Source organism: Marinobacterium aestuarii (assembly GCF_001651805.1).
Classification (GTDB): Bacteria; Pseudomonadota; Gammaproteobacteria; order Pseudomonadales; family Balneatricaceae; genus Marinobacterium_A; species Marinobacterium_A aestuarii.
Genome location: NZ_CP015839.1, coordinates 475,533 through 499,363, shown reverse-complemented (window position 1 = coordinate 499,363; position 23,831 = coordinate 475,533). Strand labels below are relative to the sequence as shown.

The following is a 23,831-nucleotide window of genomic DNA, read 5'->3' as shown; positions in this document are numbered from 1 at the left end:
TATGCTTAAGCGCCTGAACCCCGCCGTCTTGCTGACGGCGGGGGCTCTTTGCCTGCTCCTGCTCAGCGGTTGTGCTACACGCTTTTCCAGCGACCAGCTAGCCATTTTGTCCGACACCCTGCCGGTGTCCATCGAACTCACCGAAGTCCCGTTTTATCCACAGGAACTCTATCAGTGCGGCCCTGCGGCCCTGGCCACCGTGCTGAACAATGACCAGCTGCGCACCACGCCCGACGCCCTGGTGCCACAGATCTATATCCCCGAACGCGGCGGCAGCCTGCAGATCGAGATGAAAGTTGCAGCGCGGCGTCATGGCATGCTGGCCATGGAAGCACCGACCCAGCTAAAAGGGCTGCTGGCTGAAGTTGCCGCCGGGCGCCCCGTGGTAGTCATGCAGAATCTGGGGCTGGATATCATTCCGCGCTGGCATTACGCCGTGATCGTCGGCTTTGATCTGCAGGCGCAAAACGTCATCCTGCGCTCCGGTACCGAACAACGACGCATCACACCGCTGAAGCTGTTTGAACGCACCTGGGAGCGCAGTAACCGCTGGGCTCTGCTAGCCCTCCCCCCTGGGCAGCTGCCACTGCAGACCACGCCGTTTGACGTCGTACGGGCCACCCTGGAGCTGGAAGCCTCCAATGCGCCGGCCGCACTTCGCAGTCTGCACAGTGCCAGTCAGCGCTGGCCCGATGATTACCTGGTGTCCATGGCGCTCGGCAATGCGGAACTGGCCGCAGGCCATGCCAAGCCCGCCAGCCAGGCATTTCGCCGGGCACTGACCCAAAAGCCCGATGCCGCTGACGCCTGGAATAACCTCGCTTACAGCCTGAATGCCGAAGGCTGTGGTCGGCTTGCGCTGCAGGCGGTCAATTGCGCCGTACAGCTGGCACCCGCCAACAGCGCCTTCCAGGACAGCCTGCAGGAACTCTCTGGTAAAACCCGAGTCTCACGCACAACCTCATCCCAGTGCGTCGCGCTGCCCAGCTGCAGCGCCAGTCAAAACTGAAATAAGCCTGCTGCCAAAACCACCGCAACAAATCTGCAATCAAAATCGCGTATAAATGTGCCTAACAATAATGGAGATATTAGCCAATGGATCACAATAAACTGAGCACCCAGCTCAAACAGCTGCTTAAACAGGGTTATTCGAAAGATGAAATCCGCAACCTGATTATCGCCCCCCGGGCAGCGGTCGAGCAGGCGCTGTGCGAACTTCAATCCCAGCACAACCAGCAACAGCAACAGGCGCGCATACTGCGTGGCCAGGCGGATTTCGCCATTTCCCTGCGTCGCTGAGCAGGCAGAAAACCCAGCCTCGCTCAGCTGATTCAAACGTTCATTCCCGCTCATTAGCGTCTTGCCCAGCCAATGCTCCCGCCGACGTTCAGCCGTCATTCACTGCCAGTAGTCTATTTACAATAGGGAGAGACTGGTCCTAAACTTCGGTTGTTTTTGAGCCGACCTAATGAGCCTTGAGGGATAACAACGATGAAAACAACACTGATCCTGGCAGCAGTTGCTGCGCTTTCCCTGCCCATGACCGCCAACGCCGAGCGCGGCGGAGAAGAAATCTACAACACCAAATGTGGCGTTTGCCACGCAGCGGGCATCGCTGGCGCTCCCAAGCTTGGCAATGCCGAAGAGTGGGCACCCCGTGCCGCCAAAGGCGTCGAGAGCCTGCTGGCCAGCGCCAAAAGTGGCATCAACGCCATGCCCCCCATGGGCACCTGCATGGACTGCTCCGACACTGAGCTGACCGCAGCCATCCAGTACATGCTGGACGCTGCCAAGTAAGCGCCAGCCAAGCCCTACAGGCTGCAGCAGCCATAAAAAAACCGTCGCAAGACGGTTTTTTTATGGCTGGAGATCCGGACTGGAGAGCCCCGGAAAACTGGCTGTATCAGAAAATGTCACCCGGTCGCAGCGCCTGGCCCTCGGTGTCCCCCTCAGGCCTGGACTGTAACGGCAGCAGCGCCTCTTCATCCTTGCCCTTTTGAATCACTATCTCAACCCGACGGTTAAGACTGCGGTTTTCCGGCGTATCATTGGGCACGAGGGCACGGGTCGCCGCCAGACCACTGACCGTGAAGCGCGACTGATCCATGCGGCTGTCGGCAAAGAGTTCGTGTGCAACCGCCAGCGCCCGCGCGGCCGACAGGTCCCAGTTGGACTCGAAGCGCCGGCCCGAATACGGGATGGAGTCAGAGTGCCCCTGCACGGCAACAGTGCCGTTCACGTTCAGCAGGACATCACGGATCTTGGCGATGATAGGAATGGAGTCAAACTTGAGTTCGGCCGAACCCGAGTCAAAAGACCCCTTCTCCTTTACGCGAATGATAATTTTGGCGCCATCGGTTTCCACTTCCACCGAACCATCACCAATTTCTTTCGCCAGTGCCGCGGCAAATTCGATGGCTTCCTGCTCCGCTTCCTTGGCAAGCTGCTTGAGCAGTGCCTCAACACTGCCCCTGAACTTGTCCGGTGTGTCGTTCTCGCCTTCCTTGGAGCGTACATCCAGTGTATTCAGGTCACTGTTGATGGTCATCTGGCGCACTTCGTTCAGCGGTGTTGGCTCCGGCCGCCCCGGGCTGAACTCCTGCGCAATGACAGAAGTACCCTTGGGAATGTCTTCCACCTTGATCTGATTCTGTACGCCAAAGGCTTCGCGCATGGAACCTGCCAGCTGCTTGAACTTGAGCACATCCATTTCGGAAAAGGACAGCAGCAGCACGAAGAAACACATCAGCAGCGACATCAGATCGGCAAAGGTCGCCAGCCAGGCCGGCAGGCCAGGTTCGCAGGGCGGGCATTCACATTCTGTTTGATCGGTCATAGGTCGGCTATCCGGCGGCGGCTACCAGGCGTTTTTTCTCCGGCAGGTAGTTGCGCAGCATCTGCTCGATAACCCGCGGATTCTGGCCGGCCTGAATGGCCAGAAGACCATCAATCACCAGCGCCTGGTTCAGCGCCTCCTGATCCTTGCGCACCGCCAGCTTGTCGGCAATGGGCAGCACCAGCATGTTGGCAATCATGGCGCCGTACAGGGTGGTCAGCAGCGCCACCGCCATGGCCGGGCCTATAGACTTGGGATCACTCATATTGGAGAGCATCTGTACCAGGCCCACCAGGGTGCCGATCATGCCCATAGCCGGCGCCACATCCCCCATGGCACGGAAGATGCGGCTGCCGAAATCGTGGCGTTCGACCGTCAGGCGCATTTCCTTGTTCAGCAGCATGCGCACAATTTCGGGATCATGCCCGTCCACCAGCAGCTGGATACCGCGCTGCATAAAGGCGTTGCCAACTTCCTTTTCTTCCAGCGACAGCAAACCACCCTTGCGCGCGGCATCGGCCAGCTCAACGGTTTCGGTAATGATGTCTTCCGGATTCTGTGACTTGAACATGAACGCCTTGGCGGCGATTTTGCCTGCTGCCAGAAACTGTTGCAGGGTGTACTTCATCAGTACTACCAGCAGAGTTCCGCCGACCACGATCAGCAGCGAGGGCGGGTTGACGAAAATGCCCGCATCACCGCCCAGCACCATGGCCGCGATGACAATGCCCATTGATCCGATCAAACCGACCAGCGTTGCGATATCCACGGGTTTCTCCTTAACTCCGAACAGGCGTATTATCGGCTACGCCGCATGATAACAGAATTTTAATCGAGCACACCTGTGCAGCGATTGTTCGATCCGGGCCTGAGGGCCGGATTGACCCTGTTGCCATGCTCTAGTACTTTTTACGCCTCATTGATCACGGGTAAGCCTGATGCCACGCACAAAAAAGACTCCAGACTTCGAAACCTCGCTGACCGAGCTTGAGCAGCTGGTGAACCGCATGGAACAGGGCGACATGCCACTGGCCGATGCACTGCAGGCATTTGAACAGGGCATTGCCCTGACCCGCGACTGCCAGGGCATCCTCGATCAGGCCGAACAGAAGGTGCGGATGCTGGTAGAAAAAGATGGCGAGCTGCAAACAGTCCCCTTCACCGACCCTGAGGATGCCTGATCCGTGGCTCTGAACTCTCTGCTGCAACACTACTGCCTGCGCGTCGAAAGCGCGCTTGATAGCCGCCTGCAACACCGCAGCATCGAGCCCCGCCTGCAGGAAGCCATGCGCTACGCCCTGTTTAATGGCGGCAAGCGCATCCGCCCGGGTCTGGTCTATCTGTGCAACCAGCTGCTCGACGGGCAGCTGAACGCGGCCGACGCGCCGGCCTGCGCCATGGAGGCCGTGCACAGCTACTCCCTGGTGCATGACGACCTGCCTGCCATGGACGACGATGACCTGCGCCGTGGCAAACCCACCTGCCACATCGCCTTTGACGAAGCCTGCGCCATACTCGCCGGTGATGCGCTGCAATGCAGCGCCTTCGAATGGCTGGCACAGCCTCAGGCCGAACTGCAGCCACAGTTGCAGCTGCGCATGCTGGCCGTACTGGCACGGGCCGCGGGCGATCAGGGCATGGTGGCCGGGCAGGCGTTCGATCTGGCCCATGTCGGCCAAAGCCTGACGCTGCAACAGCTGCAACAGATGCACCGCCACAAGACCGGCGCCCTGCTCACCGCCTCAGTGGAACTGGGCGCCCTGTCCGCCGGTGTCGACAGCGGTGAGCGCTACGAGGCGCTGCGCCAGTTCGGCGATGCCATTGGTCTTGCCTTCCAGGTACAGGACGACATCCTGGATATCGAAGGCGACACCGCTACTTTGGGCAAGCCCCAGGGCTCGGATCTGGCACAGAACAAGCCGACCTTCCCGGCGCTGCTCGGCATGACCGGTGCGCGGGAAAAACTGCAGCAGCTGCACAGCCAGGCCATTGAAGCCCTGGCGCTCTTTGGCAGCGAGGCCGATCCACTGCGCGCCCTGGCCGACTATATCGTCAAACGGGATCACTGATGTTCGAACAGATCCCTCTGCAGCGCCCGGTAACCGCGCTACTCGACAGCATCGACAGCCCGGCCCAGCTGCGCCAGCTCAGCCCGGCCCAGCTGCCGGAGCTGGCCGAGCAGCTGCGCGCCTTCCTGCTGTACAGCGTGGGCCAGACCGGCGGCCATTTTGGCGCAGGCCTTGGTGTTATAGAGCTGACCGTTGCTCTGCATTACTGCCTCAATACGCCTGAGGATCATCTGATCTGGGATGTGGGCCACCAGAGTTACCCCCACAAGATTCTCACCGGCCGGCGCGAGCAGATGTTCAGCATGCGCCAGCAGGACGGCCTGGCACCCTTTCCCAAGCGTGCCGAGAGCCCCTGCGATGCCTTTGGCACCGGCCACTCCAGCACCTCCATCAGCGCAGCGCTGGGAATGGCCCTGGCCGATCAGCTGCAGGGGCGCGCACACCGCTCCGTGGCCGTCATCGGTGATGGCGCCATGACCGCCGGCATGGCCTTTGAGGCACTGAATCATGCCGGTCACACCGGTGCCAACCTGCTGGTGATCCTGAACGACAACGACATGTCGATCTCCCACAACGAAGGCGGGCTGGCGACCTACCTGGCGACAAATCTCAAGCACCGCACCGACAGGAATGTCGCAGCCCCCCTGTTTGAAGCTCTGGAGTTCGCCTACACAGGCCCACTCGACGGCCATGACCTGGACGCCCTGCTGCCGGCGCTGCACAAGGTGCTCAATGCCCAAGGCCCACAGTTCCTGCATATAGTGACCCGCAAGGGCAAAGGCTTCGCCCCCGCCGAAGCGGATCCTGTGGGATACCACGCCATTACCAAGATAGAACCGGTGGTCAAACCCAGTGCCCCAGCGAGGCCTAAGTTTGCCAATATCTTCGGGCGCTGGATCTGCGATCAGGCCGAGCTCGACGCCAAGCTGGTCGCCATCACGCCGGCCATGTGCGAAGGCTCGGATCTGATCGAGTTTTCGACACGTTTCCCCGAACGCTACTTCGATGTTGCCATCGCCGAGCAGCATGCCCTGACATTGGCCGCCGGCCTCGCCTGCGGTGGCATGAAGCCGGTGGTAGCCATCTATTCGACCTTCCTGCAGCGCGCCTATGACCAGCTGGTGCATGACATCGCCATCCAGCAACTCGATGTGCTGCTGACGCTGGACAGAGCGGGCCTGGTCGGCGAAGACGGCGCCACCCATGCAGGCCTGTTCGATATCGCCTGCCTGCGTACCCTGCCCGACATGCTGATCATGACCCCCGCCGACGAGCAGGAACTGCGCGATCTGCTTTATACCGGCTATATGCACCCGGGTCCCGCGGCGGTGCGTTACCCCCGTGGTGGAGGCCCGGGCTTGGTGCCGGGCGCTGGCATGACGCAAATCCCGCTGGGGCAAAGCCGAACTCTGCGGCACGGCAAACGCGCAGCACTGCTCAACTTCGGCCCGTTGCTGCCCCAGGCAGAAACCGCCGCCCAGGCGCTGGGGCTGACCTTGGTGGACATGCGTTTCGTGAAACCACTGGATCAAAGTCGCATTTCTGAACTCGCCGCCAGCCACGGCCTGCTGGTCACGCTGGAGGATCATGCGGTACAGGGTGGCGCAGGCTCTGCGGTGGCGGAATATCTGCAGGCCAGCGGCCTTGGCGGGGATCTGCTTTGCCTGGGTGTACCCGATCGCTGGATCGAACACGCCTCGCGGGCAGAACAGTTAGTAGATTGCGAACTGAGTGCGGATCAGATAATCACGCGTATTGAGGCACGGCTGAACGCCTGAAACACGAGGGGCAAGGAACAAGGTAAAAGGGGGCAAAAAGCTGAAAAGCGAGCCCCTGAGGTCAGCGTCCCAAGGGGGGGCAGGGCCAGGCTAGAGCATTTTCACGAAACACTTGTCTGTCGATCAAGGTTGCTTTGAGTGCTGCCTTACTTCGAGGTGGCAGGGTATGGGGCGAGGTAAGATGAAAGTGCTCTGCCACCGAAACATCAGAGCGGCTCTTGTTTCCCCTTATGAAGCCAGCGAGCACTGAGGTCATTCGACGAATAGGCCCGAAGGGGCGCAACAGGGACTGATGCGCCTGCGATGAGGTACATGGATGTACTGTCAGCGCAGCCCGCCGAATGATCTCAGAGCGCAGCGAAAAGGCTTCATTGGGGCGTGCTTTCTTCGGTTACTTTCTTTGCACGAGCAAAGAAAGTAACGCGCCAGCAAGGCGCAATACGAGCCATCAAACCGCTCTGATACTCCAGCCTGAACAGGCTCCAACAGGGTCACCTTAATCTCATCTCAACTATCGCGGGTCGATGTAAGATGAAAGTGCTCTAGCGCCCAAACCCGCAACCCTTCAATTTTCTTCTTCGTCGTCGCGGAAATGGTGCTCGGTCATCATGTGACCCAGCTTGCCCATCTTGGTGGCCAGGTACTGCTCATTGTGGCGGTTCTTGCCCACCTGCAGCGGTACCCGCTCGGACACAGGCACACCGTACTGTTCCAGCGCCTTTACCTTGCGCGGGTTGTTGGTCATCAGCCTGACCTGCTGCACGCCCAGATGTTCCAGCATCGGCAGGCACATGCTGTAGTCGCGCATGTCGGCGGCAAAACCCAGCTGTTCGTTGGCTTCCACCGTATCGGCACCGCCATCCTGCAGATGATAAGCACGGATCTTGTTCAGCAGGCCAATGCCACGCCCTTCCTGGCGCAAATACAGCAGCACACCACTGCCTTCCTCACTGATGCGCTTGAGCGCTTCCTGCAGCTGAAAGCCACAGTCACAGCGCAGGCTGAACAGCGCATCACCGGTCAGGCACTCGGAATGGGCCCGCGTCAGCACCGCAGTGCTGCCGGCCACTTCGCCGAAAACCAGGGCGACATGTTCCTTGCCGCTGCTTTCGTCCTCGAAACCCACCATGGTGAAGCTTCCCCAGGGGGTTGGCAATTTGGACGACGCAACATATTTAACTGACACAGACCCGATCCTCAGCGAACGAAGGCGCATATTTTAACAGCAGCCTGCACGTCAGGCGACGTTTGGATGATTTCCCTTAGATGGAGGCAGGCAGGAACTTTTACAAGGGGGGTTCTGCACTATCCCGGTGCATGCTGGCAGACAGATCCAGTCCCTGGCGACGCGGCAGCAACAGCCGCACTTCCAGCCCGCCCAGATCCGCCCGCTGCAGATCCAGTTCACCGCCGTACTGACGCACGATTTCAGTCACTATACTCATGCCAAGGCCGTGGCCGGCACGGGACTCGTCCAGCCGCTCACCGCGCTGCAGCAGACGCTCGCGCTGATCCGCCGCGACACCCGGGCCATCATCGGCGATGCGCAGATCCAGGCAGTGTTCATCCATCATGCCACTGACCCGCACCCGGCTCTTAGCCCATTTGCAGGCGTTATCGAGCAAATTCCCCAGCAACTCCACCAGATCATCCCGCTCGCCGGGAAAATAGCTGGTGGCCGAGAGCTGGGTATCGATTTGCAGCTGGCGATCGCGATGTACTGCATGCATGGTGCGCACCAGCTTGTCGAGTTCCTGCTGCAGGTAGATGCGATGCCCCGGCAGGGCTGCACCTGCGATGCGGGCTCGGCGCAGTTCGCGCTCCATCAGATCACGCAGATGCTTCGACTGTTCACGCAGCGGCTCCGCCTGCTCGGGCGCTATACGCTGCAGCGCCTCGATCTGGCGGTCCAGCACTGTCAGTGGCGTCTTGGCGGCATGGGCCAGATTACCCAGTGCATTGCGCGAGCGGGTCAGACGCATTTCCATGCTCTGGACCAGATAGTTGATCTCGGTAACCAGCGGCTCCACCTCGGCGGTATCGGCCGCCGGCAACTGGCGTATGTCACCCTGCTTGAGCTGATTAAGCTGGCCACCCACCCGCACCAGCGAGCGCAGCCCGCTGCGGATCACCAGTATCTGCGCCAGCAGCATGGCGCCGAGAAACAGTGCCACCACCAGCATCATGCCCCAGCGCAAGCGCGCCAGCCCCGACTCAATATGGCTGACGTCCGATGCCAGCAGCATGCGCAGCCGGCGCCCATCCTTGGTGAATACCTCTTCGCGCACCAGCCAGGGCTTGTCATGCATTTTCAGCAGCCGCAGGCCCTGGTTGCCCACCGGCTCGCCGCCCTGCAGCGGAATGCTTTCATCCCACAGCGAGCGCGAGTAATGCCATTTGGGGTCATCCCCCACCTGGAACTGGAAATAATGGCCGGACATCGGCTGCTCGTACACGGGAGCGACATACTGCGCATTGATACGCCAGCCCCCGCTTTCGTCCATTTCAACGGATTTGAGCAGCACATAGGCTTCACTGCCAAGGCTGGCATTGACAAAATCGTAGGCGGTCTGGCGCAGAAACCAGCTGTAGGACACCCAGAGAATCAGGCACAGCGCCAGGGTAATCAGTACAAAGGCGCTGTTGAGGCGGGTCTGAATCGATTTCACGGCCGGAAAACGTAACCCTGGCCGCGCCGGGTCTCGATGCGGTCATGGCCTATCTTCTTGCGCAGCATCTTGATGTAGGCCTCGATAACATTGCTGTCGTTTTCGACGGCGTCATCGTAGAGGTGCTCCACCAGCTGCAGCTTGGACAGCACCCGGGCCGGGTTGTGCATGAAGTAGCGCAGCAGACGGTACTCGGTGCCGGTCAGGCTGACGGGGGCCTGGCCTTCGGGCACCACCGACTGGGTCTTCTCATCCAGCAACAGGCCGGCCACTTCCAGCGCCGCACCGGCCTGTTGATGCACCCGGCGCAGCAGCGCACTCATGCGCAGCAGCAGTTCTTCGGTATGAAAGGGTTTGCACAGGTAATCATCAGCGCCGGCTTCAAAACCGTCGACCCGTTCCTGCCAGGCCGAACGGGCGGTGAGAATCAGCACCGGCAGCGCATTCTTGCGCTTGCGCCAGTTATGCAGCACCTCAAGCCCCGGCCTGCCTGGCAACCCCAGATCAAGCACGGCTATATCGTAGATATCCTCGTAGCCGGCGGCTTCGGCGTCCACGCCGTTATCGACCAGATCAACCGCATAGCCGCTACGGGCAAGCTCGCTCTTCAGGTCCGGGCCCAGTGCCGGGTCATCTTCTACCAGCAGTACACGCATTGCCAACAATCTCCCTAGAAATCGACCAGCTCGCCCGAGCGGGCATTGATATGCAACATGCGCACCACACCATCGGTACCGGCCACTTCGAGCTCATATATATAGACAGTGTCAGTCTGCAACAGCACGCTGTCGAGCAGCTGACCTGCGGACAGCTGTTCGACCCGCTCCATCAGATCCATCATCGAGAGAATTTCACCGGCTTCCACCAGCTTGCGACAGGCTTCCACATCCAGCCGTATGGGTTGCAGGGCGCTCGCGCTAAGCGTGACGCTCAGCAGCAGTGCCGCGAAAAACAGTAATTGAGGTTTTTTCATGGGCCCTCCGATCGACGCACTGATACCTGGCTAGGTCGCTCAGGTCAGGCCGCTCTTGTTCAGCCTGCAGGCTACGCCGCCTGTCTGAAACAAGACTGAATCCAGGATTCTGTGCACTCCTTGGATGTCGCGGATGACGACTGCAAACCTTATAACGACTGCCGGAACAACTGACCAGAAACACTCAAACGACAGCTAGCTGTCTAACTGTTCCTGCACGACCCGGATTAAACTCAAATTTGATCCTAAGCGCCACAGCACTTTTTATACTTAACTCCGCTACCGCAAGAGCAGGGATCATTACGATTGGGTTTGGCATCCAGACTGACGGTTTTCGGCGTATTAATCAGACTCAGCATATCAGCAATATTTTCATCGGCCTCAGCATCGACCCTAATGGTCGCAATGAGCTGATGCTCAAGCAGCATGGCTTCAACTTCGGCTTTGCGCGCTTCGTTTTGAACCGACAGCGCCAGCGGTGAGTCCTCAGTCCCAGGCTTTGCGGCGCGCTTGGTGTTAAAGCCATAACTTGAATGTTTAGGCTTGGGTGTTTGGCGACCTTTAAAGAAAAACTTGTCAGACATGATACAGATCCTGCACAGGAAGAATTAAATTGCGAAATATCACAGCGCTAACGATCAGCAAGACCCGACAGACTGCTAAAAAAGAAACACCAGCAACTGCAGTACCAGCAGCGCATAAATCCCGGCCAGCACATCATCCAGCATGATGCCAAAGCCGCCCTCGACCTTTTGATCGACCATCCGAATCGGCCAGGGTTTCCATATATCGAACAGCCGGAACAGCGCAAATCCAACCAGAATCCAGACCCAGTTAACCGGTACGAACAGCATGGTGATCCAGAAGCCGACAAATTCATCCCAGACGATACCGGGGTGATCATGTACGCCCATATCCCGCGCCGTGCGCCCGCACAGATAGATCCCCAGCCCCGCCGCCACGACCAGCACCAGCAGGTACCCCCACAGGGGCAGCAGCGTCATCAACAGATAAAGCGGAATCGCCGCCAGGGTACCAAAGGTTCCGGGGGCCCTGGGTGCCAGACCGCTGCCAAAGCCAAAGGCCAGAAAATGAACCGGATTGCGCCAAACTGCCAAACCCTGCATCGCTACTCCCGCTATCAGGCGTCATCGCCCTGCGCAAAATGGTTATATCCGCCGCCCTGAGTACTCTCGGCCAGCTGCACACCCCCGTCTTCCAGTCGCAGGCCGGCGCTGGCAGGCAGAATTTCGCCCACACAACACAGCGGCACCCCGTGGAGTTCAAGCTGCGCGCAGAGCGCATCCCAGCGCGCAGCGGGTACCGTAAAGCAGAGCTCGAAGTCCTCGCCACCGGACAGCGCCCAGTCCCGCGCCTGCTCTATATCGGTATAGGCCCGCAGCGCCTTGGACAACGGCAGCTGGCGACGCTCGATACGGGCACCGACGTCACTGGCCCGAAGAATGTGCCCCAGATCCGCCAGCAGCCCATCGGAGATATCGATACAGCTGCTGGCATAATCGGCGATCAGAAGACCGGTCGACAGCCTGGGCTCGGGGGCAAAGAAACGCTGCAGCAAGACCTGACTGCTGGCCGGCAGCGGATCAGGCTGAACCTCGGGGCGCAGCTGGATATCCAGACCTGCACGACTGTCACCGAGGGTGCCGGAGACACAGACAAGATCGCCCACAGCGGCGCCGCGGCGATGCAGCCCACGCCCGGCGGGCACCAGCCCCTGCACCTGCACGCTCAGCGTCAGCGGGCCGCGGGTGGTGTCACCGCCCACCAGACGAATGCCAAAACGCCGTGCACAGTGCCCCAGGGCTGCAGCAAAGGCCGCGAGCCAGGCTTCATCGGCACGGGGCAGCGTCAGCGCCAGGGTGAACCAGGCAGGCTGCGCCCCCATGGCGGCAAGGTCGCTGACAGCAGCCCCCATGAGCCGACTGGCGATATGCGCAGGATCGGTTCCCGCCAGGAAGTGGGTGCCTTCAACCAGGGTATCGATTGAGAGCACCAGATCCATGTCCGGCGGCACCCGCACCTGGGCACAGTCATCACCAATGCCGACGACAATGCTGGCGTCGTTATCGGTCAGGCTGCTGAAGTAATGCCGTATGAGCGCAAACTCGTCCAAGGCGCTGTCCGTCAGCCCTTGCGGGCGCGGATTTCAGCGTAACGTACGCGCTGAGCCAGCTTGTCGAGTACACCGTTGACGTACTTGTGGCTTTCGGTCGCGCCGAAGATCTTCGCCAGCTCAACGCTTTCGTTGATGGCCACGCGATAGGGCACTTCGACCCGCTGCATCAGCTCGTAGGTGCCTATACGCAGCACTGCCAGCTCAATGGGATCCAGATCTTTTACTGCACGATCCAGATAGGGCTCGAAGGCCTTGTCCAGTTCGGATTTGGACTTGGCCACACCGTGCAGCAGCTCGGAGAACATCTGCACGTCAGTGTCTTTCATGTCGTTGTCGACACGAAACTGGGCGTCGATTTCGGTCAGCGGCTGACCGGCAATCTGCCACTGATAGACCGCCTGCAGCGCAAAGCTGCGGGCGGAACGGCGTTTCTCGGTCAGAGAAACCTTTTTGCGCTTGGGGGTAGGAGCAGGAGCGTCGGACATGTTGCGCTTAAACCTCGAGTTGTCGCAGCAGGCTGACCATTTCCAGCGCTGACAAGGCCGCTTCCGCGCCCTTGTTTCCGGCCTTGGTGCCGGAGCGCTCGATCGCCTGTTCGATGCTGTTAACGGTCAGAATGCCATTTGCGACCGGTACATTATATTCCATGGCGACCTGAGCCACGCCCTTGGAGCTTTCGGCGGACACATATTCAAAGTGCGGTGTACCACCGCGGATCACGGCACCCAGGGCGATGATGGCATCGTCTTTCTTCTGAGCCGCGACGCGCTGCACTGCCAGCGGGATTTCGAATGCGCCCGGCACCCGAATCACGCGAATCTTGTCTTCCTCAACGCCATGGCGCTTGAGGGTATCGAGGGCGCCTTCCAGCAGACTTTCCACCACGAAAGCGTTGAAACGGCCGACCACGATAGCGTAGTTGCCGGCACAGCTCACAAAATCACCTTCATATATTTTCACAGACATTGGCAGTCCCACTTAATCTTCGTATGGAATGTATTCTTCGATTTCCAGATCAAAACCGGAGATCGCATTAAATTTCATCGGCGAGCTGAGCAGGCGCATCTTGCCCACGCCCAGGTCACGCAGAATCTGCGAGCCGGTGCCAACCGTAAGATAGGCACCGGAAGCACTGACATTCACCTTGGACTTCTTCGGCCCCTGCAACATCTGCTGCAATGCCGTGCCCAGGTTGATCTTGCTGCCCACATCCAGCAGCAGCACCACGCCCCGGCCTTCTTCCGCCACCTTGCGCAGCGCACGGCGCATGGTCCATTTCACGGTATCGCCCGGGCAGGCACCCACCACATCGCGCAGCACTTCGGTACGAATATGTACCCGCACCAGGGTCGGCTCCGTAGCGCTGATCTCGCCCTGGGTCAACGCCAGGTGCGTGCAGTTCTGGATTTCATCGCGATAGGTCACAAAGTTGAAGTCGCCGAACTCGGTGGGCAATACACCTTCGTCTTCACGTACTACCGTATGCTCGTTGAGCGTGCGGTAGTGAATCAGGTCGGCGATAGTACCTATCTTGAGGCCATGTTTCTCGGCAAATTTTTCCAGATCGGGCCGACGCGCCATGGTGCCGTCTTCATTCATGATCTCGACAATCGCAGACGCTGGCGACAGACCCGCCAGACGCGGCAGGTCGCAACCCGCTTCAGTGTGGCCTGCACGGCTCAGTACACCACCGGGCTGGGCCATCAGCGGGAATATATGCCCCGGCTGAACAATATCTTCCGGCACCGCATCGCCACGTACCGCCACCCGCACCGTATGGGCACGGTCGGCGGCGGAAATACCAGTGGTGACACCGGTGGCCGCCTCGATAGACATCGTAAAGTTGGTCGAGAACTGGGCACCATTGCTCTGCACCATCAGCGGCAGCTTGAGCTGCTCGCAGCGGCTGCGGGTCAGCGTCAGGCAGATCAGACCGCGGGCATGGGTGGCCATGAAGTTGATGTCCTCGGCCCGCACCATCTCGGCGGCAATCACCAGATCGCCTTCGTTCTCGCGGTCTTCATCATCCATCAGGACGACCATCTTGCCCTGACGAATATCCTCGATCAGTTCTTCTGTCGTATTCAGCTGCATCGATATGTTCTCTTATTGGGCGCCTCAGCGCCGGCTGTATCCGTATTCGGCCAGTTTGGCCAGCGTCAGTCCGTCTTGCTGTGCCCCTGTGTCGGTTTGCTCTGCAGCACCCTGGGCGGGTGCAAACTGCAGCAGGCGTTCCATGTAGCGGGCCAGCACATCCACTTCCAGATGCACCGACCTGCCCGGCTGATAAGCGCCGGTAATGGCCTCACCGGCGGTATGGGGCACTATGTTCAGTTCAAAATCAGCACCGTCCACAGCATTCACCGTAAGGCTGACGCCATCGACGGTAATCGACCCCTTGGAGGCAATATAACGCGCCAGGGCCTTGGGCGCCCGTACACGGTACACAATGGAGCGGGCATCTTCGCGCCGCTCCATTATCTGGCCCACGCCATCAACATGACCAGTGACTATATGACCGCCCAGACGGCCGCTGGGCATCATGGCCTTTTCCAGGTTGACCTTCTCCCCCACTGCCAGGCTGTCAAAGCGGCTGTGCGCCAGGGTTTCGCGGGACAGATCCGCCCAGAAGCCATCCCCCGGCAGGGCAACGGCGGTGAGGCAGACGCCGTTGGTGGCAATGCTGTCGCCGAGCTTCACATCACTCAGATCCAGCTCCCGAGTCTGTATATAAAGGCGCATGTCGCCCTGGTACATCTCGATCGCCGCAATCTGGCCTATGGCCTCGATAATGCCGGTAAACATCAAAGCTGCTCCTGTGTCGATTGCGGGTATTGCGGCTTCAGGGTGAAGCGAATATCAGCGCCAAGCTGACGCATCTCTTCCACTTGCAGCGGAATCTGCTGCGCCATGCGCTCAAACGGCAGTTCCAGCAAGGGCCGCGCGCCCGAGCCCAGCAGTTTGGGCGCCATGTAAACGACTATTTCATCCACCAGCTGCGCCGCCACCAGGGCGCCGGCCAGGGTGGCGCCGGTTTCCACCAGCAGCTCGTTGCACTGCTGCGCGCCAAGCCAATCCAGCAGGGCGGCAAGATCGACCCGGCCATCGGCACCCGGCAAACACAGCAGCTCGGCACCGCGCGCAACCAGTGCCGCCGCCTCAGCCTGAGTCCCGCTCTGGCAGGTCACCACCAGAGTGCGGCCCGGCTGATCCAGAATGCGGGCACTGGGCGACATGCGCAGCCGGCTGTCGAGTACCAGGCGCAACGGCTGACGCTCACCGATGGCGGCTGTTTCTTCGGCGCTGAATCCCGCCTCGGCCGGGCGCACGGTCAGGGAAGAATCATCCAGCACAATGGAGTCTACCCCGGTCAGAATCGCCGAGCTGCGGGCTCGCAGGCGCTGTACATCGGCCCGGGCCGCGCTGCCGGTGATCCACTGGGACTCGCCGCAGGCCATGGCCGTGCGCCCGTCCAGGCTCATCGCCAGCTTCAGGCGCACCCAGGGGCGGCCGGTTTCCATGCGGCGGATAAAGCCGGGATTGAGGCTGCGGGCTTCGGCTTCCAGCAGGCCGCTGTCGGCACTGATGCCGACGCTGCGCAAACGCTCAAGCCCGCGTCCTGCCACCTGGGGATTCGGATCCACCATGGCCGCCACGACTCGAGTTACGCCTGCGCGCACCAGGGCATCGGCACAGGGCGGTGTACGTCCCTGGTGACTGCAGGGTTCCAGCGTCACATAGGCGGTACAGCCCCGAGCCCGCTCGCCCGCCATGCGCAGTGCATTGACCTCGGCATGACCTTCTCCGGCGCGCTGGTGATAGCCCTCGCCTACCAGCGCGTCACCCTGCACCAGCACACAGCCCACCCGCGGGTTGGGATCGGTACTGAACAGGCCTTCACGTGCCAGGCGAATGGCCCGCGCCATCCAGGCATGATCCTGTGAACTCCAGCGCATCAGGAAGATCCCTCCTGTCCATCGGTCTGGGACGACAAACGGTCGATCTCTTCCTTGAACTCGTTGATATCCTGAAAACTGCGGTAAACGGAGGCAAAACGGACGTAGGCGACCTGGTCGAGCTTGCGCAGTTCCGCCATCACGGTCTCGCCCACCAGGCGCGATGGCACCTCGCGCTCACCCGTGGCGCGCAGACGCAGCTTGATACGGTTAATGGCCGCTTCTATGGCTTCAACGCCGACAGGACGTTTTTCCAGCGCACGCTGGACACCGGCGCGAAGTTTTTCTTCATCGAAGGGCTGACGCATGCCGTCGGCCTTGATCAAACGCGGCATCAGCAGTTCGGCCGCTTCGTAGGAGGTAAATCGCTCATGGCAGCTGATGCATTCTCGCCGACGTCGCACTTGCTGCCCTTCGGCAACCAGACGCGAATCCACCACCTTGGTTTCATTGGCGCCGCAAAATGGACAATGCATAGGAGAATCCTGCCATTCAAAGAGCGTGTGGGAAGGCGTAAATACGCGGCTTCCGAGGTATAACCGCGCTTGGGCGCGGTGCGGGCAAAGATGCCCATGGTGCCAGCTGACTTTTTGCAAAGTGGCTTTTACAAGCAAAGCTCTGTGCAAAACGCCCATATAGCAAAAGGCGGCTAAAAAGCCGCCTGCGGATTCTACCCGAATTGCTCTGCGTTTTGCACCTGCGCCAGCACTATCGTCGCTGTCGCGGATGCCGCCGCCGGTTTACTTGTAAACCGGGAAGCGCGCGCAGATATCCAGTACCTGCTGCTTGACGCGGGCAATGGTGTCTTCGTTATCCAGATCGTCCAGCAGATCGCAGATCCAGTTGGCCAGATCGGTCACTTCCGCTTCCTTGAAACCACGACGCGTGACGGCCGGTGTACCGATACGCAGACCCGAGGTTACGAAGGGCGAGCGCGGATCGTTAGGCACCGCATTCTTGTTCACGGTGATGTTGGCACGACCCAGGGCGGCGTCCGCATCCTTGCCGGTGATGTCCTTCTTGATCAGATCAACCAGGAACAGGTGATTAACGGTACCGCCGGAGACGATGTCGATGCCGCGGGCCAGGAAGACCTTGACCATGGCCTGGGCGTTTTTCACCACCTGCGCCTGGTAGGCTTTCCATTCCGGCTCCATGGCTTCCTTGAAGCACACGGCCTTGGCAGCGATCACGTGCATCAGCGGGCCGCCCTGGGACTCAGGGAACACAGCGAAATTCAGTTTCTTCTGCAGTTCTTCATCGGCACGGGCCGACAGGATCAGACCGCCACGCGGGCCACCCAGGGTTTTGTGCGTTGTGGTGGTCACCACATCGGCGACTACCATCGGGCTCGGGTAAACGCCCGCCGCCACCAGGCCTGCAACGTGCGCCATATCGACGAACAGGTAGGCACCGACCTTGTCGGCGATATCGCGGAAACGCTGCCAGTCGACAACAAGGGAGTAAGCGGAGAAGCCGGCCACGATCATTTTCGGCCTGTGCTCCAGCGCCAGGCGCTCAACTTCGGCGTAATCGATTTCGCCGGTTTCAGCATTCAGACCGTACTGCACGGCGTTGTAAATGCGGCCGGAGAAAGACACCGAAGCACCGTGGGTCAGGTGACCACCGTGGGCCAGGCTCATGCCCAGAATAGTGTCGCCCGGCTTGCACAGCGCCATGAAGACAGCAGCATTGGCCTGGGAGCCGGAGTGCGGCTGCACGTTGGCATAGGTGGCACCGAACAGTTCCTTGGCACGATCGATCGCCAGATTTTCAACGATGTCGACGTATTCGCAGCCACCGTAGTAGCGCTTGGCGGGATAACCTTCGGCGTACTTGTTGGTCAGACCGCAGCCCTGGGCTTCCATGACACGCGGGCTGGTGTAGTTCTCGGACGCGATCAGTTCGATGTGCTCTTCCTGACGCTGCTCTTCTGCCTGGATGGCAGACCAGAGATCCGAGTCAAATGCGGCGATGGTCATCTCTTTGCTAAACATAGCTGTCCCCAATTGTGCAAAGGCTGTTCGGTGCCACACCAGAACCCCAATAAGGGCCCGAAATTCGAAAGTTTCAAGCCCGGGATTGCTGCAGCACCGCGGAAAAGGGCGCCATTATAGTCGAAACTCCTGCAACTGCGCACTTGAAAGTGGGTCACCGCAACCGGAGGGAGTTTCATGCAAGGCGCCCCAAAGCGCCTGCTAGCAGGCGTTTTGGGGCTAGCGCCGTGCCAGGTACCATAGCCGCTGCAAGATCGGGTTAGCATTCGCTTGCCCCGATCAGCTAAAATCGTCGCCATTGCAGAATTTCAACCGACAGGCTCTGATCCCATGGCTCAATATGTGTTTTCGATGGATCGCCTCGGCAAGGTCGTACCGCCGAAGCGTGAAATCCTCAAGAATATTTCCTTGTCCTTCTTCCCCGGCGCCAAGATCGGCGTACTCGGCCTCAACGGTTCGGGCAAGTCCACCCTGCTGCGCATCATGGCCGGCGTCGACAAGGAATTCATCGGCGAAGCCCGCCCGATGCCCAACCTCAACATCGGCTACCTGCCGCAGGAACCGGAGCTCGACGACAGCAAGACCGTGCGCGAGATCGTCGAAGAGTCCGTTGCCGATGTAAAGGCTGCGTTGTCAGGCCTGGACGCCGTCTATGCCGCCTACGCCGAACCCGATGCCGACTTCGATGAGCTGGCCAAGAAACAGGCTGAGTTCGAAAACCTGATCCAGGCCAAAGACGGTCACAACCTGGAAAACGCCCTGGAACGCGCCGCCGATGCCCTGCGCCTGCCCGCCTGGGATGCCGAAGTAAAACACCTGTCCGGGGGTGAGCGCCGCCGTGTGGCCCTGTGCCGCCTGCTGCTCGACAAGCCCGACATGCTGCTGCTGGACGAACCGACCAACCATCTGGACGCCGAGTCCGTGGCCTGGATCGAGCGCTTCCTACAGGAATACCCCGGCACCGTGGTAGCCATCACCCATGACCGTTACTTCCTCGACAATGCCGCCGGCTGGATTCTGGAGCTCGACCGTGGTCGCGGCATCCCGTACGAAGGCAACTACTCCTCCTGGCTGGAACAGAAGGAAAGCCGCCTCCAGGCCGAAGCCAAGCAGGAAGCGGCCCACCACAAGGCCGTATCCTCCGAGCTGGAATGGGTGCGTCAGGGTCAGAAAGGCCGCCAGGCCAAGTCCAAGGCGCGCCTGAAACAGTTCGAGGAAATGAACTCCCGCGAGTTCCAGACCCGCAACGAAACCCAGGAAATCTACATTCCACCTGGCCCGCGTCTGGGCGAAAAGGTCATCGAAGCCCGCAACATCTCCAAGGCTTACGGCGACAAGGTACTGATCGAAGACCTGAGCTTCTCCATTCCCCAGGGCGCCATCGTCGGCATCATCGGTGGTAACGGCGCCGGTAAATCAACCCTGTTCCGCATGATCAGCGGTGCCGAGAAGCCAGACAGCGGCGAGATCGAAATTGGCTCCACCGTGAAGCTGGCCTACGTCAATCAGGACCGGGATCTGAACGGCGACAAGACTGTTTTCGCCGAGATCTCCGACGGCCAGGACATCATCACCGTAGGCAACTACCAGACACCGTCCCGCGCCTACTGCGGCCGCTTCAACTTCAAGGGCGGCGATCAGCAGAAGCTGGTGAAAGACCTGTCCGGGGGTGAACGCAACCGCCTGCACATGGCCAAGCTGCTGAAAGAAGGCGGCAACGTCCTGCTGCTCGATGAGCCGACCAACGACCTGGATATCGAAACCCTGCGGGCACTGGAAGACGCCATCCTCGGCTTCCCGGGCTGCGCGGTGGTCATTTCCCATGACCGCTGGTTCCTCGACCGCATCTGCACCCATATGCTGGCGTACGAAGGCGAGTCAAAGGTGGAGTTCTTCGAAGGCAACTACACCGAGTACCAGGACGACTACAAGCGTCGCTACGGCAAGGAACACCAGCCCGAGCGCATCAAGTACAAGCGTATGAACTAAGCAGCAACCGCTGCCCTGAAAAGCCACCGCCTCCCCTGGAGCCGGTGGCTTTTTCATACCGGCAGCCAAGGCATTTCTCCACTATGCTTAGCCGACCATCAGGCTCCTCTGGGAAGAATACAAACATGGGTACAACACACTTGAAACAATGGGCACTAGGACTCGCATTGGCAGGCATGTCCGCAGTGACAACGGCTGATGTTGGCGTCGGTGCAGGCTTGACCTACGTATTTGGTGGCAACGGACTGGCACTGGGCATCAAGGCTTTTTCCAGTGACGACGAGGACGAAGCCGCGGCGTCCCTGGGACTGGATTACGTTTTCAGCAGCCGCAGCTGGCGCCCCAACATAGGCGCGACTTACCTGTTCGACAGCAGCTATGTGGATGTTACCGCCGGCTATAATTATGGAACCCGCGCCTGGGATCTGGGGCTTGGCGCGGGCTACGCCGATACCGACGATGACTCGAGCCCCTCCTTTACTCCAGACCCGGACTAGGCCGTTTAACACCCAAGGCGCCCAAGGGCGCCTTTTTATAGCCTGAGCCACATTCAATAGCGACTCAGCCCGCGCTTAAAGTGCATCCAGGGCTTCGGACAAACGCGTCACACCAATAACCTCCATACCCGCTGGCGGCGTTTTGGGCACATTGCCCTTGGGGACTATCGCCCGCTTGAAGCCGTGTTTGGCGGCCTCTCGAATACGCTCCTGACCATTGGGCACCGGACGAATCTCACCCGACAGTCCGACTTCGCCGAAGGTCATCAGTCCCGGCGGCAACGCCCGGTCGCGGTAGCTCGACACCACCGCCAGCAGCAGCGCCAGGTCAGCCCCGGTCTCGAGCACCTTGACACCCCCGACCACATTGACAAAGACATCCTGATCGCCGGTCTGCAGCCCGCCATGGCGGTGCAGCACCGCCAGCAGCATGGCCAGGCGATTGTGCTCCAGCCCCACCGCCACCCGCCGCGGGTTGGCCATATGGCTCTGATCCACCAGCGCCTGGATCTCCACCAGCAACGGCCTTGTGCCTTCCCATACCACCATCACCACACTGCCGGGGCTGGGCTCATCGGAACGACTCAGGAAGATCGAGCTGGGATTGCGCACCTCGCGCAGGCCGTTTTCCAGCATCGCAAAGACACCCAGCTCATTCACCGCCCCAAAACGGTTCTTGTGGGACCGCAGGGTACGAAAACGACTGTCGGACGAACCTTCAAGCTGCAGTGAACAGTCGATCATGTGCTCCAGCACCTTGGGGCCCGCCAGGCTGCCATCTTTGGTCACATGCCCGACCAGCAGCAGCACTGTGCCGGTCTGCTTGGCATAGCGCGTCAGGTAGGCCGCGCTTTCGCGCACCTGCGCCACCGAGCCCGGCGCCGACTGCACATCGGCCATATGCATCACCTGGATAGAGTCGATGACCATCAGCTTGGGCTGATGCTGCTGCGCGATCTGACAGATGGCCTCCACCGAGGTTTCTGACAGCATTTTCAGCTGCCCGGCCTCCAGCCCGAGGCGCTGGGCACGCATGGCCACCTGCTGCAGCGATTCCTCGCCGGTGACGTAGAGCGCAGGCTTCTGAGCCGCCAGATGACACATGACCTGCAGCAGCAACGTACTCTTGCCGGCCCCCGGATGGCCGCCGATCAGGATGGCCGAGCCCGGCACCAGGCCGCCGCCCAATACCCGGTCCAGCTCATTGGTGCCGGTGGAAAAGCGCGGCATCTCACCCAGATTCACCTCCGACAGGCTGACCACCTTGCCGCCGGCATCGCTGGCGCCGGTATAGCCCTCGAACCGGGGCGAGCGCGCAGCCGTGCCCGCCGCCGCCAGGCGCACCTCGGTCAGCGTATTCCAGCTGCTACAAGCGCCGCATTGCCCCTGCCACTTGTTGTAATCCGCTCCGCAGTCATTGCAGACATAGGCAGTCTTGGCCTTGGCCATGGCGAAATCCTCTGAGCCAGCTATCAATGCCGGCATTCTAACCGCTGCCGGGCGTCACACCCAAACGCTGTAGCCCCGGGGTTTCAATACTGCAGCAACGCGTTACACTCCGGACTCTGTTTGCAGCCAACAATAAAGGATTACGAGCGATGAAACTGGAAACAATCGCAGTACACGGCGGCTATGAGCCGGACCCAACGACCCGCGCCGTCGCGGTACCCATTTACCAGACCGCCGCCTACGCGTTCGACAATGCCCAGCATGGCGCCGATCTGTTCGACCTCAAGGTGCCCGGCAATATCTACACCCGCATCATGAACCCGACCAACGACGTGCTGGAAAAGCGTGCCGCCGAACTTGAAGGCGGCGTTGCAGCCCTGGCGGTCGCATCCGGCATGGCGGCAATTACCTACAGCATCCAGACCCTGGCGGAAACCGGCGACAACATCATCTCCACCAGCGAGCTCTACGGCGGCACCTACAACCTCTTTGCCCACACCCTGCCGCGCCAGGGCATCAAGGTCAATTTCGTCAACAAGGACGATTTTTCCGGCATCGAACGCCTGATTGACGATCGCACCCGCGCCCTGTTCTGCGAGAGTATCGGCAACCCGTCCGGCAGCATCGCCGATATCGAAAAGCTGGCCGAAGTGGCGCACCGCCATGGCATCCCGCTGATCGTGGACAACACCGTAGCCAGCCCGCTGTTGTGGCGCCCCATCGAACAGGGCGCCGATATAGTGGTGCAGTCCGCCACCAAATACATCGGCGGTCACGGCAACTCCATTGGCGGCCTGGTGATCGACAGCGGCAACTTCCCCTGGGCCGATCACAAGGATAGATTTCCGCTGCTCAACGAAGCGGACCCGTCCTACCACGGCGTGGTCTACACCGAGGCCTTTGGCCCGGCGGCCTTTATCGGCCGTTGCCGCGTGGTGCCGCTGCGCAACATGGGCGCAGCCCTGTCGCCGATGAACGCCTTCCTGCTGCTGCAGGGCATTGAAACCCTGGCGCTGCGCATGGAGCGCATCTGTGACAACACGCTGCAGATCGCCCGCTTCCTGGAGGGCCACAAGGCGGTGCAGTGGGTGAGTTACGCCGCCCTTGAAAGCCACAAGGATCACGCCCTGGCGCGCAAGTACATGAACGGCAAGGCATCCGGCATTCTCAGTTTTGGCCTGCACGGCGGCCGCGAGGGTACCCGCCATTTCTACGATGCGCTGAATCTTTTCATCCGACTGGTAAATATTGGCGATTGCCGCTCACTGGCGTCAATCCCGGCGGAAACCACCCACCGCCAGCTCAACGATGAAGAGCTGAAGTCTGCCGGCGTGAAACCGGAAACCGTGCGCCTGTCGATCGGCATCGAGCACATTGATGACCTGCTGGCCGACCTGCAACAGGCGCTGGCCAAGGCCTGATATAAAAACAGGAGCGGCCCTCGCGGGCCGCTCCTGTTGAATATTGCCGTGAAAAGGCTG

Annotated in this window: 26 protein-coding genes; 9 read left to right on the top strand and 17 right to left on the bottom strand. The window is 60.4% G+C overall.

Translation table 11 applies throughout. The features are described 5' to 3' along the window. The first annotated feature begins 1 nt into the window (after position 1). From A8C75_RS02155 to A8C75_RS02145, 3 genes are all read left to right on the top strand, one after another. Entirely contained in the window at positions 2 to 1,009 is a 1,008-nt protein-coding gene (locus A8C75_RS02155) for a PA2778 family cysteine peptidase (protein ID WP_067377456.1), read from the top strand. An 86-nt stretch (positions 1,010 to 1,095) separates the two neighbouring features. After that, positions 1,096 to 1,299, top strand: a complete 204-nt coding sequence (locus tag A8C75_RS02150) for a hypothetical protein (protein WP_067377451.1) — start codon at positions 1,096 to 1,098, stop codon at positions 1,297 to 1,299. A gap of 192 nt (positions 1,300 to 1,491) precedes the next feature. Continuing rightward, positions 1,492 to 1,797 carry a c-type cytochrome gene (locus A8C75_RS02145; protein ID WP_067377448.1) on the top strand — a complete coding sequence of 102 codons (306 nt, stop codon included), beginning with the start codon at positions 1,492 to 1,494 and terminating at the stop codon, positions 1,795 to 1,797. Between the two features lie 106 nt (positions 1,798 to 1,903). On the opposite strand, the gene A8C75_RS02140 is transcribed toward A8C75_RS02145, so the two are convergent. Together A8C75_RS02140 and pomA are read right to left on the bottom strand one after the other, a co-directional pair. Further along, positions 1,904 to 2,836, bottom strand: coding sequence for a flagellar motor protein MotB (locus A8C75_RS02140; protein WP_067377445.1), 933 nt, complete (start codon positions 2,834 to 2,836; stop codon positions 1,904 to 1,906). A gap of 7 nt (positions 2,837 to 2,843) precedes the next feature. Then, positions 2,844 to 3,605, bottom strand: coding sequence for a flagellar motor protein PomA (gene pomA, locus A8C75_RS02135; RefSeq protein WP_067377442.1), 762 nt, complete (start codon positions 3,603 to 3,605; stop codon positions 2,844 to 2,846). Positions 3,606 to 3,774: 169 nt separating this feature from the next. Between pomA and A8C75_RS02130 the strand changes: the two genes are divergently transcribed. From A8C75_RS02130 to A8C75_RS02120, 3 genes are read left to right on the top strand one after another with little or no spacing between them, the layout of a single operon-like run. Beyond that, positions 3,775 to 4,017, top strand: coding sequence for an exodeoxyribonuclease VII small subunit (locus A8C75_RS02130; RefSeq protein WP_067286079.1), 243 nt, complete (start codon positions 3,775 to 3,777; stop codon positions 4,015 to 4,017). Positions 4,018 to 4,020: 3 nt separating this feature from the next. After that, positions 4,021 to 4,905 carry a polyprenyl synthetase family protein gene (locus tag A8C75_RS02125; protein ID WP_067377438.1) on the top strand — a complete coding sequence of 295 codons (885 nt, stop codon included), beginning with the start codon at positions 4,021 to 4,023 and terminating at the stop codon, positions 4,903 to 4,905. Next, positions 4,905 to 6,683, top strand: coding sequence for a 1-deoxy-D-xylulose-5-phosphate synthase (locus A8C75_RS02120; protein ID WP_067377435.1), 1,779 nt, complete (start codon positions 4,905 to 4,907; stop codon positions 6,681 to 6,683). Before A8C75_RS02125 ends, A8C75_RS02120 begins: the two co-directional genes overlap by 1 nt. Positions 6,684 to 7,248: 565 nt before the next feature. Here A8C75_RS02120 and ribA read toward each other — a convergent pair. From ribA to glyA, 14 genes are all read right to left on the bottom strand, one after another. Next, positions 7,249 to 7,899: a GTP cyclohydrolase II gene (ribA, locus tag A8C75_RS02115; RefSeq protein WP_418287453.1), complete on the bottom strand. Its 651-nt coding sequence runs from the start codon at positions 7,897 to 7,899 to the stop codon at positions 7,249 to 7,251. Between the two features lie 70 nt (positions 7,900 to 7,969). Continuing rightward, positions 7,970 to 9,352, bottom strand: a complete 1,383-nt coding sequence (locus A8C75_RS02110; RefSeq protein ID WP_067377432.1) for an ATP-binding protein — start codon at positions 9,350 to 9,352, stop codon at positions 7,970 to 7,972. Next, entirely contained in the window at positions 9,349 to 10,008 is a 660-nt protein-coding gene (locus tag A8C75_RS02105; RefSeq protein ID WP_067377429.1) for a response regulator transcription factor, read from the bottom strand. The genes A8C75_RS02110 and A8C75_RS02105 overlap by 4 nt, the downstream gene beginning before the upstream one ends. 14 nt (positions 10,009 to 10,022) lie before the next feature. Continuing rightward, positions 10,023 to 10,325, bottom strand: a complete 303-nt coding sequence (locus A8C75_RS02100) for a PepSY domain-containing protein (RefSeq protein ID WP_067377426.1) — start codon at positions 10,323 to 10,325, stop codon at positions 10,023 to 10,025. 245 nt (positions 10,326 to 10,570) lie between these two features. Beyond that, positions 10,571 to 10,909 (bottom strand): PBPRA1643 family SWIM/SEC-C metal-binding motif protein, encoded by a 339-nt coding sequence (locus A8C75_RS02095; RefSeq protein WP_067377423.1) that lies wholly within the window; start codon positions 10,907 to 10,909, stop codon positions 10,571 to 10,573. Between the two features lie 75 nt (positions 10,910 to 10,984). Then, complete coding sequence (locus tag A8C75_RS02090; RefSeq protein ID WP_067377421.1) at positions 10,985 to 11,452, bottom strand: phosphatidylglycerophosphatase A family protein; 468 nt, start codon at positions 11,450 to 11,452, stop codon at positions 10,985 to 10,987. Between the two features lie 14 nt (positions 11,453 to 11,466). Beyond that, positions 11,467 to 12,459 (bottom strand): thiamine-phosphate kinase, encoded by a 993-nt coding sequence (thiL, locus tag A8C75_RS02085; RefSeq protein ID WP_067377418.1) that lies wholly within the window; start codon positions 12,457 to 12,459, stop codon positions 11,467 to 11,469. 11 nt (positions 12,460 to 12,470) lie between these two features. Next, positions 12,471 to 12,947, bottom strand: a complete 477-nt coding sequence (nusB, locus tag A8C75_RS02080; protein ID WP_067377417.1) for a transcription antitermination factor NusB — start codon at positions 12,945 to 12,947, stop codon at positions 12,471 to 12,473. A 7-nt stretch (positions 12,948 to 12,954) separates the two neighbouring features. After that, positions 12,955 to 13,428, bottom strand: a complete 474-nt coding sequence (ribH, locus tag A8C75_RS02075) for a 6,7-dimethyl-8-ribityllumazine synthase (protein WP_067377414.1) — start codon at positions 13,426 to 13,428, stop codon at positions 12,955 to 12,957. A 12-nt stretch (positions 13,429 to 13,440) separates the two neighbouring features. Continuing rightward, positions 13,441 to 14,556 carry a bifunctional 3,4-dihydroxy-2-butanone-4-phosphate synthase/GTP cyclohydrolase II gene (ribBA, locus tag A8C75_RS02070; RefSeq protein ID WP_067377410.1) on the bottom strand — a complete coding sequence of 372 codons (1,116 nt, stop codon included), beginning with the start codon at positions 14,554 to 14,556 and terminating at the stop codon, positions 13,441 to 13,443. A 24-nt stretch (positions 14,557 to 14,580) separates the two neighbouring features. After that, positions 14,581 to 15,267 carry a riboflavin synthase gene (locus A8C75_RS02065; RefSeq protein WP_067377407.1) on the bottom strand — a complete coding sequence of 229 codons (687 nt, stop codon included), beginning with the start codon at positions 15,265 to 15,267 and terminating at the stop codon, positions 14,581 to 14,583. Continuing rightward, on the bottom strand, positions 15,267 to 16,418 hold the full coding sequence (ribD, locus tag A8C75_RS02060; RefSeq protein WP_067377404.1) for a bifunctional diaminohydroxyphosphoribosylaminopyrimidine deaminase/5-amino-6-(5-phosphoribosylamino)uracil reductase RibD: 1,152 nt from the start codon (positions 16,416 to 16,418) through the stop codon (positions 15,267 to 15,269). The genes A8C75_RS02065 and ribD overlap by 1 nt, the downstream gene beginning before the upstream one ends. After that, positions 16,418 to 16,894 carry a transcriptional regulator NrdR gene (gene nrdR, locus A8C75_RS02055; protein ID WP_067377401.1) on the bottom strand — a complete coding sequence of 159 codons (477 nt, stop codon included), beginning with the start codon at positions 16,892 to 16,894 and terminating at the stop codon, positions 16,418 to 16,420. The genes ribD and nrdR overlap by 1 nt, the downstream gene beginning before the upstream one ends. A gap of 264 nt (positions 16,895 to 17,158) precedes the next feature. Beyond that, the gene (glyA, locus tag A8C75_RS02050; protein WP_067377399.1) at positions 17,159 to 18,415 is read right to left on the bottom strand and encodes a serine hydroxymethyltransferase; all 1,257 of its coding nucleotides are present in this window, start codon (positions 18,413 to 18,415) and stop codon (positions 17,159 to 17,161) included. 330 nt (positions 18,416 to 18,745) lie between these two features. On the opposite strand from glyA, the gene ettA reads away from it, so the two are divergent. Together ettA and A8C75_RS02040 are read left to right on the top strand one after the other, a co-directional pair. After that, the gene (gene ettA / locus A8C75_RS02045; protein WP_067377396.1) at positions 18,746 to 20,404 is read left to right on the top strand and encodes an energy-dependent translational throttle protein EttA; all 1,659 of its coding nucleotides are present in this window, start codon (positions 18,746 to 18,748) and stop codon (positions 20,402 to 20,404) included. A gap of 176 nt (positions 20,405 to 20,580) precedes the next feature. After that, the gene (locus tag A8C75_RS02040) at positions 20,581 to 20,901 is read left to right on the top strand and encodes a hypothetical protein (RefSeq protein ID WP_157890197.1); all 321 of its coding nucleotides are present in this window, start codon (positions 20,581 to 20,583) and stop codon (positions 20,899 to 20,901) included. Between the two features lie 75 nt (positions 20,902 to 20,976). Here A8C75_RS02040 and radA read toward each other — a convergent pair whose 3' ends face one another. Beyond that, positions 20,977 to 22,350, bottom strand: a complete 1,374-nt coding sequence (radA, locus tag A8C75_RS02035) for a DNA repair protein RadA (protein ID WP_067377390.1) — start codon at positions 22,348 to 22,350, stop codon at positions 20,977 to 20,979. Positions 22,351 to 22,499: 149 nt separating this feature from the next. Between radA and A8C75_RS02030 the strand changes: the two genes are divergently transcribed. Then, the gene (locus A8C75_RS02030; protein ID WP_067377387.1) at positions 22,500 to 23,771 is read left to right on the top strand and encodes an O-acetylhomoserine aminocarboxypropyltransferase/cysteine synthase family protein; all 1,272 of its coding nucleotides are present in this window, start codon (positions 22,500 to 22,502) and stop codon (positions 23,769 to 23,771) included. Positions 23,772 to 23,831: the final 60 nt, after the last annotated feature.

Excerpts from the sequence above, each read along its gene's own strand:
- A8C75_RS02155 (WP_067377456.1), top strand. The coding sequence starts at position 2 with ATGCTTAAGCGCCTGAACCCCGCCGTCTTGCTGACGGCGGGGGCTCTT.
- A8C75_RS02150 (WP_067377451.1), top strand. The coding sequence starts at position 1,096 with ATGGATCACAATAAACTGAGCACCCAGCTCAAACAGCTGCTTAAACAG.
- A8C75_RS02145 (WP_067377448.1), top strand. The coding sequence starts at position 1,492 with ATGAAAACAACACTGATCCTGGCAGCAGTTGCTGCGCTTTCCCTGCCC.
- A8C75_RS02140 (WP_067377445.1), bottom strand. The coding sequence starts at position 2,836 with ATGACCGATCAAACAGAATGTGAATGCCCGCCCTGCGAACCTGGCCTG.
- A8C75_RS02130 (WP_067286079.1), top strand. The coding sequence starts at position 3,775 with ATGCCACGCACAAAAAAGACTCCAGACTTCGAAACCTCGCTGACCGAG.
- A8C75_RS02120 (WP_067377435.1), top strand. The coding sequence starts at position 4,905 with ATGTTCGAACAGATCCCTCTGCAGCGCCCGGTAACCGCGCTACTCGAC.
- ribA (WP_418287453.1), bottom strand. The coding sequence starts at position 7,899 with ATGCGCCTTCGTTCGCTGAGGATCGGGTCTGTGTCAGTTAAATATGTT.
- A8C75_RS02105 (WP_067377429.1), bottom strand. The coding sequence starts at position 10,008 with ATGCGTGTACTGCTGGTAGAAGATGACCCGGCACTGGGCCCGGACCTG.
- A8C75_RS02100 (WP_067377426.1), bottom strand. The coding sequence starts at position 10,325 with ATGAAAAAACCTCAATTACTGTTTTTCGCGGCACTGCTGCTGAGCGTC.
- A8C75_RS02095 (WP_067377423.1), bottom strand. The coding sequence starts at position 10,909 with ATGTCTGACAAGTTTTTCTTTAAAGGTCGCCAAACACCCAAGCCTAAA.
- A8C75_RS02090 (WP_067377421.1), bottom strand. The coding sequence starts at position 11,452 with ATGCAGGGTTTGGCAGTTTGGCGCAATCCGGTTCATTTTCTGGCCTTT.
- nusB (WP_067377417.1), bottom strand. The coding sequence starts at position 12,947 with ATGTCCGACGCTCCTGCTCCTACCCCCAAGCGCAAAAAGGTTTCTCTG.
- ribH (WP_067377414.1), bottom strand. The coding sequence starts at position 13,428 with ATGTCTGTGAAAATATATGAAGGTGATTTTGTGAGCTGTGCCGGCAAC.
- ribBA (WP_067377410.1), bottom strand. The coding sequence starts at position 14,556 with ATGCAGCTGAATACGACAGAAGAACTGATCGAGGATATTCGTCAGGGC.
- A8C75_RS02065 (WP_067377407.1), bottom strand. The coding sequence starts at position 15,267 with ATGTTTACCGGCATTATCGAGGCCATAGGCCAGATTGCGGCGATCGAG.
- ribD (WP_067377404.1), bottom strand. The coding sequence starts at position 16,418 with ATGCGCTGGAGTTCACAGGATCATGCCTGGATGGCGCGGGCCATTCGC.
- nrdR (WP_067377401.1), bottom strand. The coding sequence starts at position 16,894 with ATGCATTGTCCATTTTGCGGCGCCAATGAAACCAAGGTGGTGGATTCG.
- glyA (WP_067377399.1), bottom strand. The coding sequence starts at position 18,415 with ATGTTTAGCAAAGAGATGACCATCGCCGCATTTGACTCGGATCTCTGG.
- ettA (WP_067377396.1), top strand. The coding sequence starts at position 18,746 with ATGGCTCAATATGTGTTTTCGATGGATCGCCTCGGCAAGGTCGTACCG.
- A8C75_RS02040 (WP_157890197.1), top strand. The coding sequence starts at position 20,581 with ATGTCCGCAGTGACAACGGCTGATGTTGGCGTCGGTGCAGGCTTGACC.
- radA (WP_067377390.1), bottom strand. The coding sequence starts at position 22,350 with ATGGCCAAGGCCAAGACTGCCTATGTCTGCAATGACTGCGGAGCGGAT.
- A8C75_RS02030 (WP_067377387.1), top strand. The coding sequence starts at position 22,500 with ATGAAACTGGAAACAATCGCAGTACACGGCGGCTATGAGCCGGACCCA.